Below are 26,008 nucleotides of genomic sequence, written 5' to 3' on the forward strand. Positions count from 1 at the left end.
CCCCGGCAATCAAAATGGATCAGTCTCCGAACAGCGACGCCAGCCCGTTATTGATCAGCTCCGCCCGTTCCGAGGGGCCATTGCCTGAATAGGCATGCAGCATCAGCGGCGGCCGGATCGACAGTTTGCCGCGTGCGCCGAGAATTGCCCGGACGACGATGCGGATCGCTGCCGCCTCGGGGCGAGGGTGGACGGCCAGCATCTCGGCGTCGCCGAAGCGGCCGGCAATGGCATCGAGGATGGCGCCGAGCTGTTCCGGCCGGGCGATGACGGCCAGCTCGCCGCCCGGCCTGACCACCGCGGCCGCGCTGCGGATCCAGCTGTCGAACAGCCCATCCTCCGAGACATGCGCGGCCTTTCTCAGCGGATCGGGCGTCGCGCGATCCTCGGCGGCATTGAACGGCGGGTTCATGATGACGAAATCGAAGCTGTTGTCCTCGAGGCCGGCGGCCGTTCGCGCCCGGCCCGACAGCGCGACATCGGCGACGAGCACCGAAGCGCGGTCGCTGAGATGCGCATTGCCGGGATGGGTAAGCGTGGTGGTGGCGAAGGCCGCCATTTCCGGGGAACGCTCGACGAGCACGGCCGCGGCACCGGGGCAGCGCGACAGGACCGCCAGGCCGGCGGCACCGGCACCCGCGCCAAAGTCGGCAAGCCGCCCGGCGAACGAGGACGGCACGGCAGCCGCCAGCATCATCGCATCCATGCCGGCGCGGTGGCCCGCCTTTCTCGGCTGCACCAGCCAGAAGCGACCGCGATGAAAGGCATCGACCGTATGAGCCGGCATGTCCGGGACAAGGGCAGCGGGCGACGCGGACATTATTTTTGGCGGATCTCGTTGGCGATGCCAGCATCCGTCAGGATGCGCCGCGCCGCATCGGCCTTGTCGGCGTCCACCATGACACGGCGGGGCAGGATGCCGATCGAGCCGTCGAGAACGCTCATATTCTGGTCGGCGACGAAACAGCCGATGCCGGCATCGCGCATCAGCGATTCGACAAACGAAATGATGACGGCGTCGTTGGTGCGGATGAGCTCTATCATCGGATTAGGGCCATGATCTATCGATATTGGTCGAAATGGCGCCTGAAACGGCAAGAAGATGCGAGGAGAAGCGCGAAGGTCGGGGTCTTTCCCCCGGCCGAGCGGTTCGACGACGCAGCTTGCAGCCGTTTCAGGCGCCATTTCGACCATATCGATAGATCATGGCCCTAAACTCGCAGTTTGCGGCGTTGATGTAAACGTAGGCGTGATCATGTACCAGAGCCGGCGCGCCAATTCGCCTCTTGCCGCGCCGGTGGGTGACACCCTAGAGTCTGTCCAGGGACCATGTTGCCGTCGTGCATATCGAGGTTGGGAGTTTTGCCGTGGGTGTCGTTCTCAACATTGAAAACGGGAAGCGCGAAGCCGCCTCGATAAAGGACCTCATCGACCTGACCGCGGCCGACATGGGGCGCGTCAACAAATTGATCCTGTCGAAGGCCGGCTCCGATGTCGAGATGATTCCGGAGATAGCCAACCATCTGATCTCGTCGGGCGGCAAACGGCTGCGGCCGATGCTGACGCTCGCCGCCGCCCAGATGTTCGGCTATTCCGGCGACGGCCATGTCAAGCTCGCCACATCGGTCGAATTCATGCATACCGCGACACTTCTCCACGACGACGTCGTCGACGAAAGCGGCATGCGGCGCGGCAAAAAGACGGCGCGTATGATCTGGGGCAATCAGGCCAGTGTTCTGGTCGGCGATTTCCTGCTCGGCCAGGCCTTTCGCATGATGGTCGATGTCGCCTCGCTTGAAGCGCTCGACATCCTGTCGAGTGCGGCCTCGGTGATTGCCGAAGGCGAGGTGATGCAGCTTGCCGCCGCCAAGAACCTCGAGACCACCGAGGACGAGCATTTCGCGGTGATCAAGGCCAAGACCGCGGCGCTGTTTTCGGCCGCCGCCGAGGTCGGCCCGGTCATCGCTCAGGCGACGCGCAATGATCGCGCAGCACTCCGCTCGTACGGCATGAATCTCGGCCTTGCCTTCCAGCTGATCGATGACGCGCTGGATTACGGCGGCACCAGCAAGGACCTCGGCAAGAATGTCGGCGACGATTTCCGCGAGGGCAAGGTCACGCTGCCGGTGATCCTCGCCTATCGGCGCGGCACCAAGGCCGAGCGCAGCTTCTGGAAACGCGCCATCGAGGACAATGCCGCCGACGATGCCGGGCTGGAAAAGGCAATCGGCCTGATGCTCCGCCACGGCGCAATTGCCGACACCATCGGGCGCGCCCGCCATTTCGGCGAGATCGCCCGCGACGCGCTGGCGCCGCTCGAGGCGACGCCGCAGAAATCGGCGCTGATCGACGTCATCGATTTCTGCATCAGCCGGGTGAATTGAAAGGCATCGGCGCCCCGCGCTTGTTCTCATCGAGCCTTTGCCGGAAGAACCATTGCTGCCAGCAGGCTAACGACGATGCCCGCCGCCGCGAGCCAGAAGGCGACCTGGATGCCGTCGGCGACGGCAATTTTCAACGCATTGCCGGACAATTCGCCGATTTGGCTGTTCGCAATCGCAATCAGCACGGCCATGCCGATGGCGTTGCCGACATTGAGCGTCGTCGAAGCCATCCCCGAGGCGACGCCTTGCTGGTCATGGGCAACGCCGGAAGCGGCGGCAATCCACATTGCGGTCCAGACGATGCCTTGTCCGACGCCGGAGACGATCAGGCCAGGTACGAGGGCCAGATAGCTGCTCTCCGCGGTCGCGCCTGATACCATCAATGCTGTCCCGACCGCGCCGACGATCATGCCGCCGACCAGCGTGCTGCGCGTCGAAAAGCGCGTTGCCAGACGCTCGCCGGCTTGCGTACCGGTGGCGATGGCGACCGACGGCACGAGAAAGGCGAGGCCCGTCTGCAAGGCAGTGAAGCCGTGCACGTTCTGCAGCAGCACGGTGAGGAAGTAGGGCAGCGCTCCGAAAGTGGCCATGTAGAGGAAGGTTATCGTCATGCCGGCGACAAGGCTGCGGTTGTGGAACAGGCGCAGCGGCATCAGCGGGTCGGCGCTGTTGGCCTCGATCACGGTGAAGGCAATCAGAAACAATGCCGCCAGCAGCGCGCTGGCGATGATTGCGCCAGAGCCCCAGCCATATCCGGGCCCTTGAACCAGGGTGAAGACAAGCAGCGTCGCGCCGGCGGTGACGGTCAGGGCGCCCGGCAGATCGAAGCTGCGCTGCTCGTGCCACTTGCGATCGCGCGGGATGATGGCGAAAGCCGCGATGATGGCGATCCCGGCCAGCAGCACGTTGACATAGAAGACCGACGGCCAGCCGAAGGCGCTGGTCAGAAACCCGCCGGCAAGCGAACCGAGCGTCAGGCCGCTGGCGCCCGCGCCGCCCCAGACGGCGAGCGCCCGGTTGCGTTCCGGCCCTTCGGCGAACAGGCGGTTGATCAGCGACAGCGTCGCCGGAAACAGGAACGCGGCGCCGATGCCTTGCACGGCGCGTGCCGCGATGATGATTTCCGGCGACCAGGCCAGGCCACCGACGAGGGACGAAAGTGCGTAGAGCCAGAGCGCGAAGATGAAGACGCGGCGCTGGCCGATCAGGTCGGCGGCCCGGCCGCCGAACAGCAGGAAGCCGCCGGTGAACACGGTGTAGGCGCTGACCACCCACTGCAGGGTCTGGCCTGAAAATCCGAGGCCGGCGCCGATCTCCGGCAGCGCCACGAAGACGATGTTGAGGTCGAGCGAGATGATGAGCTGCGCGAAGGCGAGCAACGCCAGCGTTGCGCCATGTTTCGCCCTGCTTGCTCCCTGCGTTATCGCCCCGAGCGGCGCGCCTTGATCGAGTGAACTCATGTCGGACTCCTTGTCGACAATTATTTAATGATCGACAAAAATTGGAGACCGCCATGGCAGGCAGGCCAAGGGAATTCGACCGCGACCAGGCGCTGGAGAAAGCCCGCGACGCTTTCTGGAGGCGCGGCTACGAGGGCACCTCGATGGCCGATCTCGTATCGGCGCTTGGTCTCGCATCGGCGCGCATCTATGCCGCCTTCGGCTCGAAGGAGGATCTGTTTCGCGAAGCGGTGGCGCTTTACGAGGCCAATGAGGGCGGCTTTGCCACGCGCGCGCTGCAGGAAGAACCAAATGTCCGGCGCGTCATCGAGCGCATGCTTCGCGACGCCGTAGAAATTTATACGAGGCCCGGGCGGCCGCAGGGCTGCATGGTGGTGGCGGCCGCCACCAATTGCGCCGTCGAAAATGACGCCGTGCTGCAATGGCTGGCGGAGCATCGGCTGGCGCGTACCGCGTCGATCGTCGAGCGATTGAAAAAGGCCGTGCGCGATGGCGAATTGAAGCCGGATACCGATGCCGAGGCGCTGGGTGACCATTACGCCACGCTGATGCACGGCCTTTCGGTGCAAGCACGCGACGGCGTGCCGAAAAAGCGGCTGCACGATCTTGTCACCGTCGCCATGCAGGCGCTGGACGCAAGCCTTTCGCAAGCCCCCTGAGGTTCGGGGCCATGACGCCTCATTTGCCGGCTTGTTCGGCGGCCCTTCTGGGATTGACCGCCGGCGTCGGCGGGTCGGGTATTTCGGTGGCGACAGGCTTTGGCGGTTCCGGCTCCGTCGCCGGCGCTTCCGGGCCGGCCCTGCCGAGCGCAACCGAGATGCCGAACACCTTCCATTGTCGCTCGACCGGCGCAAACAACAGCTCGAAATTGACCTGCATCGGCACCGAGGGAAAGAAACCGGCCATATGCAGCATGCCGTTGGGCTCGATCTGCGGCAACAATGTCAGCTGCGGCTCCAGCACCGCGACGCCGCCGAGGTCGATGCCGTCATTGCGGTGGCTGGCGAAGATCTCGGCCAGTTTGGCCGCATTGTTGGCCTGGAAGCCCGGCGCGCCGAGATCGCGCAGCACCGTATAATTGCCGGTTTTGTTGGCCTGGTCGAGCGCCAGCAGCGAGGCGCGCACCAGGATCAGCACGCCGTTGCGGTCGATATTGGCCGGCTTCGGCGCTTGCGGCTTGGCGGATTTCTGGGTTTTCGACGTTTGCGCCAGGGCAGGCGGGACAAGCAGCTGAACGGCCGTCGCCAGCACGAAGGCTGCCAGCAACATTCTGCCTGCCGATCGAACCGATCCCGGCAGCATCGAGCTCATGCCGGCTGCATCAGTTCAGTGTCCACGATGCGCCGACGCTGACGCCGACATCGCCGCGGTTTGTCGAGGCCGACACGGCGGCGTTGAGGCGGAAATCCAGGCTTGTGCTATAGCCGAAACCGAGCGCCAGGCCCGATTGACCTTTGAAGTGGCCAAAGCCGCCGGCCATCGACAATTTGCCGGGCCTGTCGTCGTAACGCAGTCCCGCCGTCGCCAGGGCAAGCGCCGTTCCGGCGCGGGCTTCCGAGCGGTTTTCGCTGACCTGCTCGCCAAGATCCTGCAAGCCGCCCTCCAGCGCGCCGACGCGGCCGTCGAGCAAGGCGATATTGGTCTCGTTGATCGTGGTGCGGCTGTCGAGGCTGAATATCTGCGCGGTGTGCAGGTTGAGCGTATTGGTGTTGTCGGTGATGCGCGTCTCGTGATCGGCAAGCTGCGTCGTGTGACCGCTGACTGTGGTGTTTAGCGAGGCGATCTGGGTGGTATGGGCTGCAACGTCGTCGACCAGGCCCTCGAGCTCGTCGATGTTGACGGATGCCGTCGCTAGATTGCCCGCGGCGTCGGACGTCACCAGATATTTCGGTCCGCTCTGGGCATCCTTGCTGGCTTGACTGTTGACGCCCGCGAGCGTGTAGGTGGCATCGCTGTCGCCGATAGCCACCTGATTGGCGCGTGTCGTGGTCACACCCTGGCCTATGGCGACTGAGTCGGAAAAGTTGGCCTCGGCGTGATTGCCGAGCGCTGTGGCATTCTCCGCATTCGCCTTGGCGTTGGTGCCAAGCGCAGTGGCACCGGCCTGGTTCGGGCCTCCCGCGCCAGCCTCAGCAAAGGCGCCGATTGCCGTTGTACCTGGATTATCATGGTTGACGGGATACCCGGCCCGTGCCCCTACGCCAACAGCGGTGCTGGCCTGTCCATTAGAACGGGCAGTATCTCCGACCGCAGTAGCCAAGATGCCATCGGCGTGGGCGCCGGAGCCGCACGCCATGCCTAGCGCTGGAGCTGTAGCGCCGTCACCGCCACCGCCTACCTCCTCGCATACAAAGGCGCTTGCCGGTGTAGGAGCAAAGGCCAGGCAGAGGGCTGCCGTGACGACTACGCTCCCGGCGACGGGCACGCAGATGGCCGACATTCGTCCAATGCTCTTTCGCGCATAAGCCTGCATCGCAATCAATCCCCTTTTCGCCGGCCGCGCCGAGCGCGTTTCCAAAATCCGCCATCAGTGGATGAGAGACTGCATGGAACCGGCGCGCTTCGGACAGTCGGCAAATGCCTACAGTTCACCGAAAAATCCCTGTTTTTGCAGCGTTTCCAGTCCTGGCCGTTGCAATCTTGCAACATCAGAACCGGTCGGCTGACCGCGATCATGGGAACGGCCTCGCGCTTTTCAGCAAGGCCATCAGCTGGCTTTGGCGGCTAGTGCCGGTTTTTCGGAAGATTCGCTCGAGATAGGTGCGGGCCGATTTGACGGCGATGCCGATTTCGAGGGCGGCCTCCTGTACGGAACGGCCGGAGGCAAGCGCGACGGCGAGCCGGGCTTCGGCCGGCGTCAAGTCGAACAGGCCCGAAAGGATGTCGGGCGACGGAACGGTCGTGCTGGTGCTGAGCGCGGTTGCCGCAACGAGAATATCGGCGCCCGAAAAAATATCATGTGCGGCACGGCGCAAAGGCAAAAGGTGAACGATCAGCGCAGGCCGCCCCTCGACGGCTGGGACAGGGATGGACCGCACAACGCGATGGTCGTCGTTGTGCATGATGGCTTGCTGGAAAAGCGCGTTTGCAGATAGGTCCGCAAGCACCATGCCGCCGCCGGCTTGGGGGATGAACACGTCCTTCATATCTTCCAGCAGGCGGTTGACCGTCAGCACGCGGCCTGATCCGCTCATGACAGCGGCCGGCAGTCCGATTTCGCCCAGCGCCGATGCGGCGGTCCTGGCCCGTTCCGTGCCAAGACGCGCGGCAACAAGGCCGGCCCGCGCCAGATGCGGACGCAGTCCGTTCAGCAGGTCGATCGCCGCTTGATCGTACTTGCCGTCCTTCAGCCAGCGCTGGAAGACGAACAGGACAAGCTCCCCGCTCGGCATGGGAATCGACGTGCAGACGGGCGATCCGACGCCGAAATTTCTTGCCCACGCATAGATCGGGTCCCGCTCGATCTCCTCTCCCGTCATGAAGTCGTCGACCCGCACGAAGCTTGCCGGCTGAGTGCTGCACATGCGCTGCACGCTCTCGGAAAATTTCCAATCTGCCATGAAAGCGTCGATCAAGGGCTCGGCCTGCGCCTCGCCGATGGCGCGAAGCGGGGAATGATCGCTGATCATGAAAATCGAGCCGCTTGCCGAGCGCGTGATCGCACTGGTCGCTTCCAACGCTCCCGGCCACAGCTCGGCGGCGAACGCTGCTTCGTAGATACGATCGACGATGGCGAAGGCTTCTTCGTCGCGCGGCACTTCCAGCATCGGCGCCCCCATGGCTGGCGAAGTAAGAATTGAAATCTCATCCTGCCACGCAAAGTTGCATGGCGGAAGCTTTCAACCGTTGGCGCTTATGGATCGCTTACGGCGTCGGGAAATAGCACCGCACAGGCAGCGCCAAAGCGGACGCCACGCGGTCAAGGGTCGCAGTTCAGGCCCTTTCGGCATGGTTTATTAATTGCTTGACCCGATTGTGAATTCGGGCCGGGTTGAAGCCCGACCCCAAAAAGGCCATGCTTTACCTGTAAAAATCGAGTCTACGGCGATCCCGCTGACGCGGAGATGGCGTTTGGCTGAAAGGGATATGATGCGGCAAGGATATGCGCGCTGGCTGACGGGGCTGGCAATCGCGACGGGCATGGCGATCTCGGCTTTGCCGGCGCATGCCAAACAGACCGCCGAGCCGGTCAGGATCACATCCTTCTCGGGGGCCTATCTCGCCGCCAGGATTGCCGACGGCGACAACGACCTCGACAGCGCCATTTCCTATTACAAGCAGGCGCTTGCCTTCGATCCGAACGATACGGGACTGCAGCAAAGCCTGATGCTGTCGCTGATCGCGCAGGGGCGCTTCGACGAATCCCTGGTCTATGCTGACAAGCTCAAGGCGGTTCCCGACGTCGAGCGCTTCTCGCGCCTGGCGCTGGCCATCGATTCCTTCCACAAGAAGGATTTCTCCAAGGCCGAATACTGGCTCAAGCTGTCGCTCGAATCCGATCTCGACCGGCTGATCTCCGGCGTCATGACCGGCTGGGCCAAGCAGGGTGCGGGTGACGCCGGCGAGGCCATGGCTTCTATCGACAAGCTGCAGGGCCCCGACTGGTTCAGCCTGTTCAAGTCCTTCCACCGCGCCTTGATTGCCGACGCCTCCGGCCTGCCCGACAGGGCGGATGCGCTCTACACCGCCACCGTGCAGGACACGGCGGCAGGCGGTGCGGCCCCCGAAACATGGATGCGCAACGCGCAGGCGTACGCCTCTTTCCTCGCCCGCAAAGGCGACAAGGCCAAGGCGCTGTCGGTGCTCGACAAGGCCGAGGCGTTCGCCCCCGGCAAGGTCGAGATTGCGGCCCTTCGCGACAAGATCAACAAGGGCGAAAAGATCGAGCCCTTCGTTGCCGGTCCGTCGGACGGCGCCTCGGAAATCCTGCTCGATCTCGCCACCGCGCTCAACCGCGGCGGCGGCGAGCCATTCGTGCGGCTTTATCTGCAATATGCCCTGGCGCTGCGGCCCGACAACGACGCGGCGCTCGTTCAGCTTGCCGCCGTTGCCGAGCAGTTGAAAGATGGCGAGGGCGCCATCGCGCTCTATCGCCGCATTCCCGCTGGCTCGCCGCTGAAGGAGCTTTCGGACCTGCAGCTTGGCCTCAACCTTGCCGATCTCGACCGCAACGATGAGGCGATCGCTCACCTCAAGGCCATCGTCGATGCGCATCCCGACGACATGCGCGCCTATCTGGCGCTCGGCGGCGTCTATTCCTCGAAGGAGGATTTCCGCTCCGCCGCCAATCTTTACGACAAGGCAGTCGAGGTGCTGAAGACGCCGACCGCCGCCAACTGGAACATTTTCTACCAGCGCGGCATCGCCTATGAGCGGCTGAAGGAATGGCCGAAGGCCGAGTCGAATTTCCGCAAGGCGCTGGAGCTCTACCCCGACCAGCCGCAGGTTCTGAACTATCTCGGCTATTCCTGGGTCGACAAGAACATGAACCTCAAGGAAGGCCTCGCGATGATCCAGAAGGCCGTCGACCTGAGGCCGAGCGACGGCTACATCGTCGATTCGCTGGGCTGGGCCTATTACCGCCTTGGCCAGTTCGACGACGCGGTGCGCGAAATGGAACGCGCCGTTTCGTTGAAGCCGGAGGATCCGGTGCTCAACGATCACCTCGGCGACGTCTACTGGCGCGTTGGCCGCAAGCTGGAAGCCACCTTCCAATGGAACCAGGCCCGCGACCTGAAGCCGGACCCGGACGTGCTTGCCGCCTTGCAGCAAAAGCTGATGAAGGGCCTGCCGCCGATCGAATCCAACACGGCGCAGGAAACCCCGAACGTAAAGCCCGTGCCGGCGCCCGCGCCGAAGGGGTGACCCTTCTTTCCTTCTCCCCTTGTGGGAGAAGGTGGATCGGCGCGCAGCGCCGAGACGGTTGAGGGGTGTCGGACGGATTGCCGTCGGTGCCAAGCTGGAACACTCCTCATCCGACCGAGCTTCGCTCGGCCACCTTCTCCCACAAGGGGAGAAGGAAACACCTTCAAAGGCCTGACTCCGCTCTGCCTTGACGCTTGCTGGCCAGGCATCTAGGACGTGCCGGCATCCCGCCTTTCCCGCCGGAGGCCGCCGTGACCGTTGATATCCCTGCCCACATGCACCCCAGCCGCTCGTTCCAGGAGCTGATCCTGACCTTGCATAATTACTGGGCGGACTATGGCTGCGTCGTCCTCCAGCCTTACGACATGGAAGTCGGCGCCGGCACCTTCCATCCGGCAACGACATTGCGCGCGCTCGGCCCAAAACGCTGGAACGCGGCCTATGTCCAGCCCTCGCGCCGCCCCAAGGACGGCCGCTATGGCGAGAACCCGAACCGGCTGCAGCACTATTATCAGTACCAGGTGATCCTGAAGCCCAATCCGCCCAATCTGCAGGAGCTATACCTCGGCTCGCTGGCGGCGATCGGCATCGATCCACTGCTGCACGACATCCGCTTCGTCGAGGACGACTGGGAGAGCCCGACACTGGGCGCCTGGGGGTTGGGCTGGGAGTGCTGGTGCGACGGCATGGAGGTCTCGCAGTTCACCTATTTCCAGCAGGTCTGCGGCATCGAATGCGCGCCGGTGGCGGGCGAGCTCACTTACGGGCTGGAACGGCTGGCCATGTATGTGCAGGGCGTCGACAACGTCTACGACCTCAACTTCAACGGTCGTGAAGGCGCCGACAAGGTGACCTATGGCGACGTCTTTCTGCAGGCCGAGCAGGAATATTCGCGCCATAATTTCGAATTTGCCAACACCGCGATGTTGCTGCGCCATTTCGAAGACGCCGAAGCCGAGTGCAAGGCGTTGCTACAAGCCGGCGCGCCCATCTTCCCCCTTGAGGGGGAGACGCCCGCGAAGCGGGCAGAGGGGGTCGCCTCAGAAGGCACCGCAGGTCAGGCGTCGAGCACTGCACCAGCGACCCCTCCCGGCCAGACCTTGTCTGGCGACTCTCCCCTCAAGGGGGAGGGATATCACCGCATGGTCTTCCCAGCCTACGACCAGTGCATCAAGGCCAGCCACGTCTTCAACCTGCTCGACGCACGCGGCGTCATTTCGGTCACCGAGCGCCAGAGTTACATCTTGCGGGTGCGCAATCTGGCCAAAGCCTGCGGCGAGGCGTTTCTGCTGACGCAGGCGGGCGGAATGGCGGCTTAGCTCCAGGCGATTTCGGCAGGGGCGCTGACTGGCAAGGTGCCTTGGCCGCTTGCACCGGCTATTGTCCGCAGCGCTTGCCTGACGCCGGGCATCGAGAACGTGCCATGCACCTGCGCTGTAAAACAGGCGCTGAGCGCAAGGATTTGCAGGAATGTCGATGCCGTTTTCATGCTCGTTCAGCCAATAGCTCTCTGCCTGAGCGTTGGTCGCTTCAGCGCTGCGTTCGGTTCATGGAAATCTTTGATCCAAGGACGGGCGGATCGGCGCGTGTCCGACAGGCGGCTGAATTTTTTCGGAAATCGCCGTTGGACGCCTTGATCGTGCTGGCCCGATCTTGCTGGGAAGGGTGACAGCAGCCGACCGAGTTGCTATGCCCCGCTTACCTTCGCCTCGATGGGGGAGGACGCCGCGAAGCGGCGGCTGTTTCTTGTCGCGTGAGCTCTTTCAATGCCTGACCTGCTTCTAGAACTTCGTTCCGAGGAAATCCCCGCTCGCATGCAGCGCAAGGCGGCCGGCGACCTCCGAAAGCTGTTGACCGACGGTCTGGTCGACGCCGGGCTGACCTATGAGGCGGCGCGCGAATATTGGACGCCGCGCCGGTTGGCGCTCGACATCCGCGGCCTGACCGCCCGCTCGAAGGACATCAGCGAGGAGATCAAGGGGCCCTCGACCAAGGCCCCCGAGCAGGCGGTGCAAGGTTTTCTGCGCAAGGCCGGCCTTGCCTCGATTGCCGAGGCGCATGTTCATTCCGATCCGAAGAAGGGCGACTTCTATGTCGCCCATATTGCGAAGCCGGGCAGGCCGGCGGAGCAGATCATCGCCGAGCTGGTGCCGGGCATCATCCGAAACTTCCCCTGGCCGAAATCGATGCGTTGGGGGCCGGCTTCGGCCAAGCCCGGCTCGCTGCGCTGGGTGCGGCCATTGCAATCGATCCTGTGCACCTTCGGCCCAGAAACCGAGGAGCCGGTGGTGGTCGATTTCGAGATCGACGGCATCCGCTCCGGCAATGTCACCTACGGCCACCGTTTCCATGCGCCGGGCGCCATCACGGTGCGCCGCTTCGACGATTATGTAGCCAAGCTTGAGGCGGCCAAGGTCGTGCTCGATGCCGACAGGCGCAAGGAGATCATTCTTGCCGATGCCAGGAACCTCGCCTTCGCCAGCGGGCTCGACCTTGTCGAGGACGAGGGGCTGCTGGAGGAAGTGTCGGGCCTGGTCGAATGGCCTGTCGTGCTGATGGGCGAATTCGAACAGGATTTCTTGGCCATTCCGGCCGAGGTGATCCGGCTCACCATCCGCGCCAACCAGAAGTGTTTTGTGACGACGCGCCAAATCTCCCCCCTCGAGGGGGAGATGTCGCCGAAGGCGACAGAGGGGGTCGCCTCGCGTGGATCGGCGGCATCCCCCGTCCGCGATAGGGAGTCGCGTCAGGTCGTGCCGACCCCCTCTGGCCTACCGGCCATCTCCCCCTCAAGGGGGGAGATCAGCCAATCGCCGCTCTCCAACCGCTTCATCCTGACCGCCAACATCGAGGCCAAGGACGGCGGCAAGGAGATCGCCCACGGCAATGGCAAGGTGGTGCGTGCCCGCCTGTCCGACGCGCTCTATTTCTGGAAGACCGACCAGGGCGACCTGCCGGACCTCGACCAGCTGCAGGCATCGGCGCAAAAGTTCGGACTTGATCTCAAAAAGCCGCTCGACCAGCGCATGGCCCGCCTCGACCATCTCAATGTGACGTTTCATGCCAAGCTCGGCACGCAGGGCGAGCGTGTGGAGCGGATCAAGCGATTGGCTGAGGAATTGGCGCCGCTCGTGGCGAGTTCAATCTCCCCCCTCGAGGGGGAGATGGCCGGCAGGCCAGAGGGGGTCGCCGAGCGTGAATCGCCGGCATCCTCTGTCCGCGATAGGGCGTCGCGTCAGGACGTGCCGACCCCCTCTGTCGCCTTCGGCGACATCTCCCCCTCGAGGGGGGAGATTACCGCGCTCGCACGTCGTGCTGCTGTCCTCGCCAAGGCCGATCTCACCACCGAGGTGGTCGGCGAATTCCCGGAACTGCAAGGCGCCATGGGCCGCAAATACGCGCTGCTGCAGGGCGAGCATCCTTCGGTCGCCGCCGCGATCGAGGAGCACTACAAGCCGCAGGGCCCGTCCGATCGCGTGCCGACCGATCCGGTATCGGTCGCCGTGGCGCTCTCAGACAAGCTCGATACGCTGGTCGGCTTCTGGGCGATCGATGAAAAGCCGACCGGATCGAAGGACCCCTATGCGTTGAGAAGAGCGGCGCTGGGAGTGATCAGAATCTTGGTCGAGAATGAGGTCCGATTGCAGATTGCTATGCAGTTTATCCGTTCAGGGCGTCATCTAATGGCGCAACTGCTTCAAAAGGAGGCCGGCAAAGCCGAGGCTCGGCTTGCACCCATGCGAGCAATGGAAGAACTGTCCGGAAAAGGCTTGTTGAGCCAACTGACCAGCCTATCCGAACGCGCCTCTCAACTGATGTTTAGCGACGCCGATGTACCGCCTCAGGATTGGGAGATTGATCGCGCCCGCGACCTCCTCGCCTTCTTCCACGATCGCCTGAAAGTCTATCTCCGCGATCAGGGCGCGCGGCACGACCTGATCGACGCCGTACTCGCGGCGGGTTCGCGCCCAATCTCCCCCCTAGAGGGGGAGATGTCGGCGAAGCCGACAGAGGGGGGCGCTGTCCCGCCAGCCTCTCATTCTGTCGCGCCCCCCTCTGCCCTGCCGGGCATCTCCCCCTCAAGGGGGGAGATCGGCCAGAACGACGATCTTCTCCAAATCGTCCGCCGCGTCGAAGCACTCGGCTCCTTCCTCGACACCGAGGACGGCAAGAACCTGCTTGCCGGCGCCAAGCGCGCTGCCAACATCGTGGCTGCCGAAGAGAAGAAGAAAACGACGATCGCCGACTATGTTGAGCCGGCTCTGTTCCGGGAGGACGCGGAGAAAGCCTTGTACGCCGCGGTCAATCAGGCCGAGAGGCAAGCCGGCGAAGCAATTCAAAACGAAGACTTTTCCGCCGCCATGCTGGCGCTTAGCGTGTTGCGCGAGCCGGTTGATTCATTCTTTGAGAAAGTCCTGGTAAACGATGAGGACCAGGCCGTGCGCGCCAATCGCCTGGCGTTGCTCGCCCGCATCCGCGCGGCGACCGACCGGGTCGCGGATTTCTCCAAAATAGCCGGCTGACGTCCGGGAAAAAATCATCGCTTGTGGCGCTATTTCGGCTGGTCGGGAGCTGCTAGCGGCGCAGGCTGCGGCGCGGCCGGCTCAGGGGTTTTGCTGGCGACCTTTGGGTCGGCTTTGCTGTCCGCGGCGGGCGCGGCAGCGGTGGCCGGCGCGGCTTTGGGCGCGGGCGTTGCAAAGGCATCGCCGACGATACCGCCGCGAATGATCATCGGGCTTCCGGTGAAGCCATGGTTCGGCTGGCTCGGGATTGCCGCGACCTTTTCATCGGTGACGTTTTCATTGACGTCAGGCAACTTTTCGCCGAGCGCGACGATCGACGGTGTTTTCGCCCGTTCGAGCGCGCCGGCACTTACAACCGAAGGCGTCGCCGTCGTTTGCCCGAGAAAAACCAGCGACGAGGCCTGTGCCGTGCCGGCCATAAACGCCAGACCAAGCGCTCCAAGGATACGCATCGAAAGCATGATAATTCCCCTTGCCCAACAAGACGGCACCCTAGCCGAGGGCAGTTGATGCCGGCTTGCGGGGAAACATAGCATTTTAGCGATTTGCGATTCGCCAATGCCTGGGCTTGCTCGCCCGGCGTCAGCGTATTAGGCACCCGCATCCGTGAGGTGACGACAGTGACTGAAATTCGTGCCGTCGGCGAGGCGATGGAAAGGGCGTTGGCGCTGCTCGAGAGCGGCGATGTCGTCGCCATCCCGACCGAGACCGTTTATGGGCTGGCCGGCGACGCGACCAATGGCGTTGCCGTGGCTCGTATCTTCGAAGCCAAGGGCCGACCTCGCTTCAACCCGCTGATCGCCCATATAGCCGATCCGGCGATGGCCGAGCGCATCGCGCTGTTCGACCCGCTGTCGGAAAGATTGGCGCAGGCATTCTGGCCGGGGCCGCTGACGCTGGTGCTGCCGCAACGGCCCGGCAACGGCATTCATCCGCTGGTCACCGCCGGCCTGGAAACGATCGCGCTGCGCATGCCGAAAGGCTTTGGCGGCGAGCTGATCGCCAGGTTCGGCCGCGCGCTGGCGGCGCCCAGCGCCAATTCCTCGGGCAGGATCAGCGCCACGACGGCCGAAGCCGTGGCCGCCGATCTCGGTCCCCGGATCAAGCTTGTGGTCGACGGCGGCGCGACGCCGGTCGGGCTGGAATCGACCATCGTCAAGGTCGAAGCTGGAAAGCTGCGGCTGCTGCGGCCGGGCGGCATTGCCGCCGAAGAGATCGAAGCAGTGGCCGGGACAAAGTTGCTGCGCGGCGCTTCGGGCATCGAGGCGCCCGGCATGCTCGCCTCGCACTATGCGCCGGGTGCGGCGGTGCGGCTCAATGCTGCGGAGGTCGCACCGGGCGAAGCCTTGCTGGCCTTCGGCCGCCGCCGTGCCGAAGGCTGGCGCGATGCAGCCGCACTGCGCAACTTGTCGGAGACCGGCGACCTGCGCGAGGCGGCAAGCAATCTCTTCGCCCATCTGCAGGATCTCGATCGCAGTGGCGCCAAAACCATCGCCGTCGAGCCGATCCCGTTCGACGGGCTGGGCGAGGCGATCAATGACCGGCTTTCGCGCGCCGCCGCCCCGCGTGACAAGATCGCCCCGCGTGACAAGATGGATTGAGCACCATAGTTTCCACCCATGAACGACATTTCCCCCGATCTCGACCCCGCCGTCGTCGCGCGCTTTGCGGCAATCGTCGGCGACAAATATGCGCTGCGCGACCAGCAGGACATCGCGCCTTACCTCACCGAGCGGCGCGGACTTTGGCACGGCAGGACGGCTTTGGTGCTGAGGCCGGGGAACGTCGAGGAGGTCAGCAGCATCATGCGGCTGGCGACCGAAACCGGCACGCCCATCGTGCCGCAAAGCGGGAACACCGGGCTGGTCGGCGCCCAGGTGCCGGACGCATCCGGCCGCGAGATCGTGCTGTCGCTGTCGCGGCTGAACCGCGTCCGCGAAATTGATACGCTGTCCAACACGGTCACGGTCGAAACCGGCGTCATCCTGCAGACGCTGCAGGAAGCGGCCGATGCTGCCGACCGGCTGTTTCCGCTGTCGCTTGCCGCGCAAGGCTCCTGCCAGATCGGCGGCAATCTCTCGTCCAACGCCGGCGGCACCGGCGTGCTTGCCTACGGCAATGCGCGCGAGCTCTGCCTCGGCGTCGAAGTGGTGCTGCCGACCGGTGAAGTGTTCGATGATCTGCGCAAGCTGAAAAAGGACAATACCGGCTACGATTTGAAGAACCTGTTCGTCGGCGCCGAGGGTACGCTCGGCATCATCACCGCCGCCGTGCTCAAGCTGTTCCCCAAGCCCAAGGGGCGCGAGGTGGCGTTTGCCGGCCTGTCATCGCCGGAGGCGGCACTGTCGCTGTTCAGCCTCGCGATGGACCGTGCAGGGGCAGCGCTCACCGCCTTCGAGCTGATCGGCCAGAGGCCCTACGACTTCACGCTTGCCCACGCGCAAGGCGTGGTGCGGCCGCTGGCCGGCGATTGGCCGTGGTATGTGCTGATGCAGATCTCGTCGGGCCGTTCGGCCGAGGATGCCAGGGCCCTGATCGAGGAGGTGCTGGAGGCAGGCCTCGAGCAAGGCATCGTCGGCGATGCGGTGATCGCGGCAAGCATGGCCCAGGGCGATGCGTTCTGGAATTTCCGCGAGGTGCTGCCCGAGGCGCAGAAGCCGGAAGGTGCCTCGATCAAGCACGACATCTCGGTGCCGGTGGCGTCAATCCCGCCCTTCATCGAAAAGGCCGCCGGCGCCGTGCAATCGGTCAGTCCCGGCGCGCGCGTCGTCTGCTTCGGCCACATGGGCGACGGCAATCTGCACTACAACATTTCCCGGCCGGTCGACGGCGATGACGAGGCGTTTCTCGGCCTTTACCACGTCATGAACAAGGCCGTGCACGACGTCGTGCGCTCGTTTCATGGCTCGATCTCGGCCGAGCACGGCATCGGCCAGTTGAAGCGGGACGAATTGATCGCGACGGCGCCGCCGATGGCGATCGAGCTGATGCGCAGGGTGAAGGCCGCGTTCGACCCGGCCGGCATCATGAATCCGGGTAAGGTTATCTGATCCTTTCGCCGGCCTGCGCCGGTTCGCATTCCGATAACCATCTGCCTCGGATCAGCAAAATTTAACCGACTTTCTTAAGCGCGAGGATAAGAAGCTCGCGCTAATGTTTCTCCACAAACGAGGCTGGGAAAACCGGCCCGGAGAACCGGAAACACCGGCTCTCAGGAGAAACAGGAAAGGCACGATATGAACACTGGACTGAAGCCAGTCTGGGCCGGCCGCAATATGCGTCTCGACCCATTCCGCCTGCCGCAGGTGGTGAGCTACGCCACGCGCGACGACTATGGCGACGTCACCTTCACCATCGACCAGCGCGGCGTGGTTATCCGCCGCACGCTGGAGATGAGCGGCGTGCCGGCGATCATCGCTCTGCCCGCCAACGCGTTTCGCGGCGTCGCCGCCCGCGCCATGGAGGATCCGGATGGCAATGTCACAGTGACGCTTGAGCTTCTGCACAATGACCCGATGCTGTCGGTGCCGCTGCTGGTGGCCGACGATCTCGACGATGTCGCCGCCGACTGGCGCGCCTGGGCCGATGCCTACCGCCTGCCGATGCTGCTGATCGAGGCCGACGGCATTGCCCGCACGCTCGAAGAATCGCTCGGCGCTGCTATCAAGGCGCTGCCGGCGCAGGAGCGCCGCAAGGGTCGCGTCTCGACTATGCGCCGCCCGCGCTTCCTCGCCCGCCGCCGCGCCGGCGATCTCGGCCTCAGGCTGGTCATCGGCGGCGAGGAGCTCATTTCGCGGGAATAGCATGGGCTTGGCGGGCTTGCGCCGCCCTTCTTTCCTTCTCCCCTTGTGGGAGAAGGTGGCCGAGCAAAGCTCGGTCGGATGAGGGGTGTTCCAGGAACACCAACGTCTCGTTTCTTCCAACACCCCCTCAACCGTCTTGGCGCTACGCGCCAATCCACCTTCTCCCACAAGGGGAGAAGGGAACAGGCCGCTAAACCAGCGGCTTCAGCGCCACCCAGGCCGCGCCGCCGATCAGGCCGAGGAAGATCAGCCAGCCGACCTGGTTGTTCGATCTGAACAGCCTCAGGCACTGGTCCGGATCGTCGATGTCGAGCACGGCGATCTGCCGTGCCATATGGGCGCCGGCGGCGATCAGCCCGGCGAGTGCAGGCACCGGTGCCTGTGCCGAGGCGAAAGCAATGGCGAAGCAGACCAGCGCTCCGCCATAAAGTCCGGCCAGCCAGGCTTTGGTGTTGTCGCCGAACAGGCGCGCCGTCGAGCGCACACCGACGATGGCGTCGTCTTCCTTGTCCTGATGCGCATAGATCGTGTCGTAGCCGATCACCCACAGGATCGAGCCGATATAGAGCATGATTGCCGGCCCATCGAGATCGCCGAACTCGACCGCCCATCCCATGACCGCTCCCCAGGAAAAGGCAAGGCCGAGAACGAGTTGCGGCCAATTGGTGTACCGCTTCATGAATGGGTAGACGGCGACGATGCCCAGCGAGCCGATGCCGAGCGAGATGGCGAAGCTGTTGAACTGCAAAAGCACGGCAAGGCCGCCCAGTGCCTGCACGACAACAAACATCCAGGCCTGCCGGCGCGTGACCTTGCCGGCCGGCAGCGGCCGCGAGCGCGTGCGTTCCACCTGGTTGTCGATGTCCTCGTCGACCAGGTCATTGTAGGTGCAGCCGGCACCGCGCATGGCGAACGCGCCAAGAAAAAACAGCAGCAGGTACCACGGCGACGGCAGCAGCGAGAGCAGCGGATCCGCCGGACGCGGATAGGCGCTCGCGGCAAGGGCAGCCGACCACCAGCATGGCCACAGCAGCAATTGCCAGCCGATCGGCCGGTCCCACCGGGCAAGCTGCGCATAGGGCCACAACCCCCGCGGCAGCACGCGATAGACCCAGTGGCCGCTCGGCGCATCGGCGACGCGGCCCTGGGCCGCTTTCGACTGGACGGTTTCCATTTTGCTGGAGTGGCAGCAGAGGCGAATGCCGTCAAGCGTCAAGCAGCCCCCGCACGCTCGCCACGCGCAATCGGCGCTTCGGCAGCCAAATGTCTTGACCCGTCGCGCGCGGCGCAATAGCGCAGTCCTGGTCTTGGAATGACGAGGAATCTGGACATGCGTGTTTTGCTGATCGGCTCCGGCGGACGAGAGCATGCGCTGGCCTGGAAGATCGCGGCGTCGCCGCTGCTGACCAAACTCTACGCGGCGCCCGGCAATCCGGGCATCGGCCACGAAGCCGAACTGGTGAGGCTCGATACTGCCGATCACGCAGCGGTGGTCCGGTTTTGCCGCGAGAATGAAATAGACCTCGTGGTGATCGGGCCGGAAGGGCCGCTGGTCGCCGGCATCGCCGACGACCTGCGCGCCCAAGGCATCCGCGTCTTCGGCCCGTCAAAGGCAGCGGCATGGCTGGAAGGCTCGAAAGGTTTTACCAAGGATCTCTGCGCCAGATACGACATTCCGACGGCCGCCTATGGCCGCTTCGGCGATCTGGCTTCGGCCAAGGCGCATGTCGAGAAAATGGGTGCGCCGATCGTCATCAAGGCCGACGGCCTCGCTGCCGGCAAGGGCGTCACCGTCGCCATGACGCTTGACGAGGCGCTGGCCGCGCTCGACGCTTGTTTTGAGGGCTCCTTCGGCCAGGCCGGTGCCGAAGTGGTGGTCGAGGAGTTTCTCAGCGGCGAAGAGGCAAGCTTCTTCTGCCTTTGCGACGGCACCACCGCGCTGCCCTTCGGCACCGCGCAGGATCACAAGCGCGTCGGCGAGGGCGACACCGGCCCGAACACCGGCGGCATGGGCGCCTATTCGCCGGCCCCGGTGATGACGCCGGAGATGATCGACCGCACCATGCGCGAGATCGTTGAGCCGACCATGCGCGGCATGGCTGAAACAGGCGCGCCGTTTTCCGGCGTGCTGTTCGCCGGGCTGATGATCACTGACATGGGGCCGAAGCTGATCGAATACAACACCCGTTTCGGCGACCCGGAATGCCAGGTGCTGATGATGCGGCTGAAGGACGATCTGCTCGTCCTGCTCAACGCAGCCGCGGACGGGCAGCTGGCGCATACTTCGGTGCGCTGGCGCGACGAGGCGGCGCTCACCGTGGTGATGGCGGCCAGGGGTTATCCCGGCACGCCGGAAAAGGGCTCGGTCATTCGCGGTGTCGAGGCGGCGGCAGGCGATGGCGTCGAGATCTTTCACGCCGGCACCGCCATCAACGGCGGCGCACTCGTCGCCAATGGCGGCCGCGTGCTCAACGTCACGGCGACCGGCAGCACCGTCGGCGAGGCGCAGAAGAAGGCCTACGCCGCGCTCGACCGGATCGACTGGCCGCAAGGCTTTTGCCGCCGCGACATTGGCTGGCTGGCGGTGGCGCGCGAGCAGGCGAACTGATGCTTCGGGCGGCCTTCGGCCTCAGCGCAAGCCGTGGTCGAATTCGGTCGAGACGCTGCTGACCGCATCGGCGGTGGAGACAAATCCTGGCACCGATGCCGCACGCTTTTCGTTTCGCGTCCAGGCGACATATTCGGCAATCCCGCGCGGAAGGCCCGGCGCCGCTTTCGCCGCAGGCATTTGAAAGCCGCTGCTGAACCTGGCCAGGCGCGCCCTGAATACCGCGACCATCTCCTCGAAGCTTGCTGGCGTCACGCTGGCGTAAGTGATGGTGCCGCCGGCGAGCCCCGCCTCGCGTGAGAGCGGCACCGGTATCGAGGTGAGATAATCCGGCTGCACGTCGATCAGGCCGCCGAACGGCCACTGCGCGCGCAATTCCGTGGCGTTCATCGGCGCGACGCTGACGTCGATATCGTTGGGTGTGCCCGCGACCCTGTAAGGGCAGCGGAACCGGCCGCAGTTTGCTCGCGCCGAAAACTGCCAGAGCGCATAACCCTGCCAGTTGCCCATCGGAAAATGCACGCCGATGTCTGGCTTGTAGCGCGCATACCACAGCGGCAGCCGGGACAGGAGCGGGTATTTATACTTGTTGTCGGCGATATGCCTGGCTGTCGTGCCGTTGGTGTAGAGCACTGGAAAGCGGCCAACCCGACGATGCACATGGCGCACGAATTCCTCGGCATCCTCGAGCGACATCCATTGGGTGGGATCATCGTCCTCGATGTCGAGGGCAAGCAGGTCATCCGGCCCGGGTTCGGCGAACTCGATGAAATGATTGGCCTGGCCGACCGGGTTGCCGGGGCGGGCGAGATGATAGGCACCCCATTTCAGGCCCAGCGCCTTGGCCACCACCTTGCGCGTCTGGAACAGTTCCTGTGCCATCGCATGGCGCTTCCAAAGCGTCTTGCACAGCCGCGTCTCGGTCTCGTCGCCGAAACAGAAATAGGGTGGCGGCATTCCGTCGGATGCCTTGTTGATGAAGCCGACAAGACGCTTGTCGGCGGCTAGCCGGGTCCAGTCGATGGAATTGTATTCGTAGGCGTCGACGACCAGCGCCCGGTCGGCATCCTTCCAAGGTTCGGAGAAATCCGAGGCCTTTGCCGGCGTCAGCGCCAGGGTCATCGCGGCCGCGACAAGGAGAAGCGCTGAGCGGACAAGGGGGCGCGCCGGCGTTTTCAAACAGCAGATCCTTGCTGGCCAAAGCCAAATCCTGAACCGCCATGGTTAAGGAAATGCTTCGGGTGCCGAGTGGGCGAGTTGGTGCGCTGGCGACGTGACCCCTGGTGCTCCTCAAGAGCAAAGCGATGGTTGCGATTGTCAGTCAAATAGCTTCAACGCTGTTGCTATGGGCAGGAACAGTGATAGCGGGCGGCTCTGAAATGGGGTGAAGCCATGCTTGCGATAATACGCGACCGCCTGGTCATCCTTGGCATCGACAATCAACGCGAAGGCTGCTGGGGCAGCGCTAACGCTGCGTCGCAGCGCATCCACGATCAGCGCCGACCCGACCCGCCGCCGCTGGTATCCGGCATCGACGGCCAGCCTGCCGACCAATATCGCGGGCAGAACCGGGTAGCGTGGCAGATGTTTTGTCTGTTCGTCAGGCAAGGACGCGATCGGTATGCTCGCCGCCGCCAAAGTGTAATATCCGGCGATCGCGCCGACATCGCGATCCACGGCAACGAAGCAGTTGCCGACTCGGCGTTTGACATCCTGGCTGGCTTGCTCCCGGATATAGCGGTCGAGCGCCGACACCCCGCAGCTGAACGCCTTGCGATTATGCGATCCGCCGAGCGGTTCGATGACGACGGTGAAATTCACCGGGATTCGACGACAAGCCGTTTGTGGGCGTCGGCGGCTTTGCGCAGTGCTTCATTGGGCTCGGGCGGATTGAGAATCGCCTCCATCATGGCGCGCTGATCCTCGACGGAAATACGCATGATGGTGGTGTTCTCGATAGTACGCTGCGCCGCCTCTTGAGCGGCGGCGACCACGAAGTCGCTGACGCTGCGGCCCTGGATTTCGGCGGCACGTTTCACCACGTCCAGCATATCCGGCGAAATACGCGCTTCGAGACGGGCGGTGCGGGTCTGTTGGTTTGGCATTATCGTCATCCCTGATGCTTTGTACGGGAAATAACCGTACAAATCAAGTGCGAGGTCCGGCTCTAAGTAATTTTGCATACGAGCCAGCAATTGCAAAATCCGCGTGACAAAGTTTGACGTTTACGTAAAAAGAAGATGGACAGGGAACTCCGAAAGCAGATGATTTTGCATCGGCACGGGTCTTAAGTAGACCTGCCAGACTGGGGAGGGCCAGACTGGGGAGGGCCGGGCTGAGGAGGAGCGAACGCCATGTATCGGGCACCGGTCGAGGAGATCGCCTTCACCCTGAAGCATGTCGCCGGCTTGAAGCCGGCGCTCGATGCCGGCAATTTTGGCGAACTCGGCGAGGACCTTGTCGACGCCATTCTGGCCGAGGCCGGCCGCTTCGCCAGCGAGGAGGTGGCGCCGCTCTACACGGTCGGCGACCAGCACGGCGCGGTGCTCAACGGCGCTGCCGTCACTACCCCGCCCGGCTGGAAGGAACTTTATCGCCGCTGGATCGGCGGCGGCTGGAATGCGCTGTCCGCGCCGGAAGCGTATGGCGGCCAGGCGCTGCCGGCCATGCTCGGCGTCGCCGCGCTCGAAATGTGGAACTCCGCCTCGATGGCGTTCGGCATCGCCCCGACGCTGACCATGGCCGCGGTCGAAGCACTCGACAAGCATGGCTCGAAGGCACTCAAGGTCAAATATCTGGAAAAACTGGTCTCCGGCGAATGGATGGGCACCATGAACCTGACCGAGCCGCAGGCAGGCTCGGACCTGAATGCCTTGCGAACCCGCGCCGAACCGGCCGGCGACGGCACCTACCGCATCTTCGGGCAAAAGATATTCATCACCTATGGCGAGCACGATTTCACCGACAACATCATCCATCTGGTGCTGGCGCGGCTGCCGGACGCGCCGGCCGGCACGCGCGGCCTGTCTTTGTTCCTGGTGCCGAAATTCCTCGTCGGAGACGATGGCGCGCTGGGCGCACGCAACGACGTCTTCTGCTCCGGGCTGGAGCACAAACTGGGCATCCACGCTTCGCCGACCTGCACGATGATCTATGGCGACGGCTTCGAAGGCAGCAGGCCCGGCGCGATCGGCTGGCTGGTCGGCGAGGAGAACAAGGGCCTCGCCTGCATGTTCACGATGATGAACAATGCGCGCCTTGCCGTCGGCATGCAGGGCGTCGCGGTCGCCGAGGCGGCGACGCAGAAGGCGCTCGCCTATGCAAACGACCGCCGGCAAGGCAAAGCGGCGAGCTATCGCGGTGCCGGCATGGCGCCGATCGTGCATCACCCCGACATCCAGCGCAGTCTTCTGACCATGAAGGCGCTGACCCAGATTGCCCGTGCCATCTGCTATTCCTGCGCCCACGCCATCGATCTCGCGTCACAGAACGAAGATGCAAAGCACTGGCAGGAGCGCGCCAATCTGTTGACGCCGCTGGCCAAGGCCTTTTCGACCGATGTCGGCGTCGAGGTCGCCTCGCTTGGGCTGCAGGTGCATGGCGGCATGGGGTTCATCGAGGAGACAGGCGCCGCAGCACTTTATCGCGACGCGCGCATCGCGCCCATTTACGAAGGCACCAATGGCATCCAGGCGATCGATCTGGTGACGCGCAAGCTGCCGCTCGGCGGCGGTCGGCATGTGCATGGCTACATCGCCGAACTCAAGGCCGTCGCCGATGCGGCGCGAGCGTCGAACCTTGAAGGCTTCGGCCGCACCGCCGATCGCCTCGACCAGGCGCTCGACGAGCTCTCCCAGGCAACCCGTTTCCTGCAAGACCTGCAGGCCGAAGGCCGTTCGGACGAGGCGCTGGCCGGCGCCACACCTTATCTCAGGCTGATCTCGCTTGCCGCGGGCGGCGCCTATCTGGCGCGCGGCGCGCTTGCCGACCAAAACCGCATCGCGCTTTGCCGGTTCTTCGCCGAGAACCTGCTTGGCGAAGTGGGCGCGCTGAAGGAGCGCGTCATCGGCGGCGCCGACAGCCTTGCCGTTGCCGGCAAGGCGCTGATTTCAGCCTGACGTTCGCAACGCCCGAAATTCACCAAGGCCCGAAATTCACAAAGGACCAATCCGTGACAGACCACATCCTCGTCGAACGCCAGGGTGCCATCCAGATCATCCGCATCAACCGTCCGGACAAGAAGAACGCCCTGACCCGCGCCATGTACGCGACGATGTCGGCGGCTCTTGCCGGCGGCGACGCCGATCCGGCGATCCGCGTCCATGTCTTTCTCGGCGTGCCCGGTGCCTTCTCGTCCGGTAACGACCTTGCCGATTTCATGGTCGTCGCCTCGGGCGGCGAAAGCGGTACCGAAGTCTGGGATTTCCTGATGGCGCTGGCCAAAGCGGAGAAGCCGATGGTTTCCGGCGTCGACGGCATTGCGGTCGGTATCGGCACCACGCTCAACCTGCATTGCGACCTGACCTTCGCCACGCCGCGCACAATATTCCGGACGCCCTTCGTCGATCTCGGCCTTGTGCCGGAGGCCGGTTCGAGCCTGCTCGCGCCGCAGATCCTCGGCCGCCAAGGCTCCTTCGCGCTGCTTGGCCTCGGCGAGGGCTTTTCGGCCGAGAGGGCGAAGGCCGCCGGGCTGATCTACGAGGTGGTCGAGGAGAGGGAACTCGAAGCATCGGTATTGGCGGCGGCGGGCCAGATCGCCGCCAAGCCGCCGCAAGCGCTGAAGATCGCGCGCGACCTGATGCGCGGCTCGCGCGACGCCCTTGTCGAGCGCATCGGCCAGGAAAGCCAGCATTTCCGCGAGCGGCTCAAATCCGACGAGGCCCGCGCAGCCTTGACGGCCTTCATGACCAGGAAGAAGGCCTAGACCTTCTGGCCTTGTCTCGCATCGTGGACCCGCCGGCAGCAACCGGCGGGTTTTCTTGCCTTGATCTCTTTGTCACATCGCCATTTTTTTACATTCGGCCTGGGCCTTTGCCGAAGACGTGTCGATCATGAATGTCTTGCCTTTGGCGTCGGTCATCAACATCATGCAATGCTTGATTGGTTTCGCCATTTTCATCATTTCGGCGCTCATCTTCGCGTCGGGCATCATGGTGCCCATATGCCCATCGGGCATGATCGCCATGACCTCCCCACCCTTCATCACCGTCATTGTCCCCATCGCGTCCTCCGCAAAGGCTTGCGAAGCGAAAAGGCAGGCAAGACCGGCCATCGTGACCAACCTGAGTGAATGCATTGCTTCCTCCTGAATTTGCGCCAGCGGCGCGTTGAGCCCTTCCCTGGTTCGTCCACGCAAGCTGGAACG

23 protein-coding genes and 2 pseudogenes are annotated in these 26,008 nt (G+C 64.1%); 12 read left to right on the forward strand and 13 right to left on the reverse strand.

From position 1 onward, the window contains the following. Positions 1-19: 19 nt before the first annotated feature. Complete coding sequence (locus NKJ91_RS19330; protein ID WP_352456851.1) at positions 20-820, reverse strand: tRNA1(Val) (adenine(37)-N6)-methyltransferase; 801 nt, start codon at positions 818-820, stop codon at positions 20-22. Beyond that, a complete protein-coding gene (locus NKJ91_RS19335; RefSeq protein WP_023674082.1) occupies positions 820-1,044 on the reverse strand; it encodes a putative signal transducing protein in 225 nt (74 codons plus the stop codon). The genes NKJ91_RS19330 and NKJ91_RS19335 overlap by 1 nt, the downstream gene beginning before the upstream one ends. A gap of 323 nt (positions 1,045-1,367) precedes the next feature. Here NKJ91_RS19335 and NKJ91_RS19340 point away from each other — a divergent pair, with 323 nt between their 5' ends. Continuing rightward, a complete protein-coding gene (locus NKJ91_RS19340; RefSeq protein ID WP_254818409.1) occupies positions 1,368-2,384 on the forward strand; it encodes a polyprenyl synthetase family protein in 1,017 nt (338 codons plus the stop codon). A 26-nt stretch (positions 2,385-2,410) separates the two neighbouring features. Here NKJ91_RS19340 and NKJ91_RS19345 read toward each other — a convergent pair whose 3' ends face one another. After that, entirely contained in the window at positions 2,411-3,844 is a 1,434-nt protein-coding gene (locus NKJ91_RS19345) for an MFS transporter (protein ID WP_352456852.1), read from the reverse strand. Between the two features lie 53 nt (positions 3,845-3,897). On the opposite strand from NKJ91_RS19345, the gene NKJ91_RS19350 reads away from it, so the two are divergent. Beyond that, positions 3,898-4,503 (forward strand): TetR/AcrR family transcriptional regulator, encoded by a 606-nt coding sequence (locus NKJ91_RS19350; protein WP_352456853.1) that lies wholly within the window; start codon positions 3,898-3,900, stop codon positions 4,501-4,503. 19 nt (positions 4,504-4,522) lie between these two features. Here the strand turns inward: NKJ91_RS19350 and NKJ91_RS19355 are convergent, their stop codons facing one another. From NKJ91_RS19355 to NKJ91_RS19365, 3 genes are all read right to left on the reverse strand, one after another. Beyond that, on the reverse strand, positions 4,523-5,113 hold the full coding sequence (locus NKJ91_RS19355) for a hypothetical protein (protein ID WP_352456854.1): 591 nt from the start codon (positions 5,111-5,113) through the stop codon (positions 4,523-4,525). Positions 5,114-5,165: 52 nt separating this feature from the next. Continuing rightward, positions 5,166-6,104 (reverse strand): YadA-like family protein, encoded by a 939-nt coding sequence (locus tag NKJ91_RS19360; protein ID WP_352456855.1) that lies wholly within the window; start codon positions 6,102-6,104, stop codon positions 5,166-5,168. A 412-nt stretch (positions 6,105-6,516) separates the two neighbouring features. After that, positions 6,517-7,611 carry a helix-turn-helix transcriptional regulator gene (locus NKJ91_RS19365; protein ID WP_352456856.1) on the reverse strand — a complete coding sequence of 365 codons (1,095 nt, stop codon included), beginning with the start codon at positions 7,609-7,611 and terminating at the stop codon, positions 6,517-6,519. Positions 7,612-7,933: 322 nt separating this feature from the next. Here NKJ91_RS19365 and NKJ91_RS19370 point away from each other — a divergent pair, with 322 nt between their 5' ends. The 3 genes and pseudogenes from NKJ91_RS19370 to NKJ91_RS19380 all read left to right on the forward strand — a co-directional run. Continuing rightward, positions 7,934-9,709 carry a tetratricopeptide repeat protein gene (locus NKJ91_RS19370; RefSeq protein WP_352456902.1) on the forward strand — a complete coding sequence of 592 codons (1,776 nt, stop codon included), beginning with the start codon at positions 7,934-7,936 and terminating at the stop codon, positions 9,707-9,709. Positions 9,710-9,984: 275 nt separating this feature from the next. Further along, positions 9,985-10,698, forward strand: a pseudogene (locus NKJ91_RS19375) (glycine--tRNA ligase subunit alpha); the annotation flags it as partial. 147 nt (positions 10,699-10,845) lie between these two features. After that, a pseudogene (locus NKJ91_RS19380) lies at positions 10,846-11,028 on the forward strand (glycine--tRNA ligase subunit alpha); the annotation flags it as partial. Here the strand turns inward: NKJ91_RS19380 and NKJ91_RS19385 are convergent. Further along, positions 11,025-11,198, reverse strand: coding sequence for a hypothetical protein (locus tag NKJ91_RS19385; RefSeq protein ID WP_352456857.1), 174 nt, complete (start codon positions 11,196-11,198; stop codon positions 11,025-11,027). The pseudogene NKJ91_RS19380 and the gene NKJ91_RS19385 overlap by 4 nt on opposite strands. A 277-nt stretch (positions 11,199-11,475) precedes the next feature. On the opposite strand from NKJ91_RS19385, the gene NKJ91_RS19390 reads away from it, so the two are divergent. Further along, positions 11,476-14,232, forward strand: a complete 2,757-nt coding sequence (locus NKJ91_RS19390) for a glycine--tRNA ligase subunit beta (protein ID WP_352456858.1) — start codon at positions 11,476-11,478, stop codon at positions 14,230-14,232. Between the two features lie 29 nt (positions 14,233-14,261). Here NKJ91_RS19390 and NKJ91_RS19395 read toward each other — a convergent pair whose 3' ends face one another. Next, positions 14,262-14,693, reverse strand: coding sequence for a hypothetical protein (locus NKJ91_RS19395; RefSeq protein ID WP_352456859.1), 432 nt, complete (start codon positions 14,691-14,693; stop codon positions 14,262-14,264). A 159-nt stretch (positions 14,694-14,852) separates the two neighbouring features. Here NKJ91_RS19395 and NKJ91_RS19400 point away from each other — a divergent pair, with 159 nt between their 5' ends. The 3 genes from NKJ91_RS19400 to NKJ91_RS19410 all read left to right on the forward strand — a co-directional run bounded on the left by NKJ91_RS19400 (position 14,853) and on the right by NKJ91_RS19410 (position 18,035). Further along, a complete protein-coding gene (locus NKJ91_RS19400; protein ID WP_352456860.1) occupies positions 14,853-15,833 on the forward strand; it encodes an L-threonylcarbamoyladenylate synthase in 981 nt (326 codons plus the stop codon). Between the two features lie 18 nt (positions 15,834-15,851). Beyond that, positions 15,852-17,282: an FAD-binding oxidoreductase gene (locus NKJ91_RS19405; protein ID WP_352456861.1), complete on the forward strand. Its 1,431-nt coding sequence runs from the start codon at positions 15,852-15,854 to the stop codon at positions 17,280-17,282. Between the two features lie 186 nt (positions 17,283-17,468). Continuing rightward, positions 17,469-18,035, forward strand: coding sequence for a DUF6101 family protein (locus NKJ91_RS19410; protein ID WP_352456862.1), 567 nt, complete (start codon positions 17,469-17,471; stop codon positions 18,033-18,035). A gap of 190 nt (positions 18,036-18,225) precedes the next feature. On the opposite strand, the gene ubiA is transcribed toward NKJ91_RS19410, so the two are convergent. Then, positions 18,226-19,209 carry a 4-hydroxybenzoate octaprenyltransferase gene (gene ubiA / locus NKJ91_RS19415; protein WP_352456863.1) on the reverse strand — a complete coding sequence of 328 codons (984 nt, stop codon included), beginning with the start codon at positions 19,207-19,209 and terminating at the stop codon, positions 18,226-18,228. Positions 19,210-19,365: 156 nt separating this feature from the next. Between ubiA and purD the strand changes: the two genes are divergently transcribed. Beyond that, complete coding sequence (gene purD / locus NKJ91_RS19420) at positions 19,366-20,643, forward strand: phosphoribosylamine--glycine ligase (protein WP_352456864.1); 1,278 nt, start codon at positions 19,366-19,368, stop codon at positions 20,641-20,643. Positions 20,644-20,664: 21 nt separating this feature from the next. Here purD and NKJ91_RS19425 read toward each other — a convergent pair whose 3' ends face one another. The 3 genes from NKJ91_RS19425 to NKJ91_RS19435 form a co-directional block, all read right to left on the reverse strand. Next, positions 20,665-21,822, reverse strand: a complete 1,158-nt coding sequence (locus tag NKJ91_RS19425) for a glycoside hydrolase family 25 protein (protein ID WP_502903611.1) — start codon at positions 21,820-21,822, stop codon at positions 20,665-20,667. A gap of 138 nt (positions 21,823-21,960) precedes the next feature. Then, positions 21,961-22,464 carry a GNAT family N-acetyltransferase gene (locus tag NKJ91_RS19430; protein WP_352456865.1) on the reverse strand — a complete coding sequence of 168 codons (504 nt, stop codon included), beginning with the start codon at positions 22,462-22,464 and terminating at the stop codon, positions 21,961-21,963. After that, on the reverse strand, positions 22,461-22,838 hold the full coding sequence (locus NKJ91_RS19435) for a type II toxin-antitoxin system TacA family antitoxin (protein ID WP_352456866.1): 378 nt from the start codon (positions 22,836-22,838) through the stop codon (positions 22,461-22,463). Before NKJ91_RS19435 ends, NKJ91_RS19430 begins: the two co-directional genes overlap by 4 nt. 159 nt (positions 22,839-22,997) lie before the next feature. On the opposite strand from NKJ91_RS19435, the gene NKJ91_RS19440 reads away from it, so the two are divergent. Beyond that, a complete protein-coding gene (locus tag NKJ91_RS19440) occupies positions 22,998-24,761 on the forward strand; it encodes an acyl-CoA dehydrogenase family protein (RefSeq protein WP_352456867.1) in 1,764 nt (587 codons plus the stop codon). A gap of 53 nt (positions 24,762-24,814) precedes the next feature. Further along, positions 24,815-25,567 (forward strand): crotonase/enoyl-CoA hydratase family protein, encoded by a 753-nt coding sequence (locus NKJ91_RS19445; RefSeq protein ID WP_352456868.1) that lies wholly within the window; start codon positions 24,815-24,817, stop codon positions 25,565-25,567. 72 nt (positions 25,568-25,639) lie between these two features. On the opposite strand, the gene NKJ91_RS19450 is transcribed toward NKJ91_RS19445, so the two are convergent. After that, entirely contained in the window at positions 25,640-25,915 is a 276-nt protein-coding gene (locus NKJ91_RS19450) for a hypothetical protein (protein ID WP_023674100.1), read from the reverse strand. Positions 25,916-26,008: the final 93 nt, after the last annotated feature.

Origin of the sequence: Mesorhizobium sp. M0040, from assembly GCF_040323505.1 — a bacterium.
Lineage (GTDB): Bacteria > Pseudomonadota > Alphaproteobacteria > Rhizobiales > Rhizobiaceae > Mesorhizobium.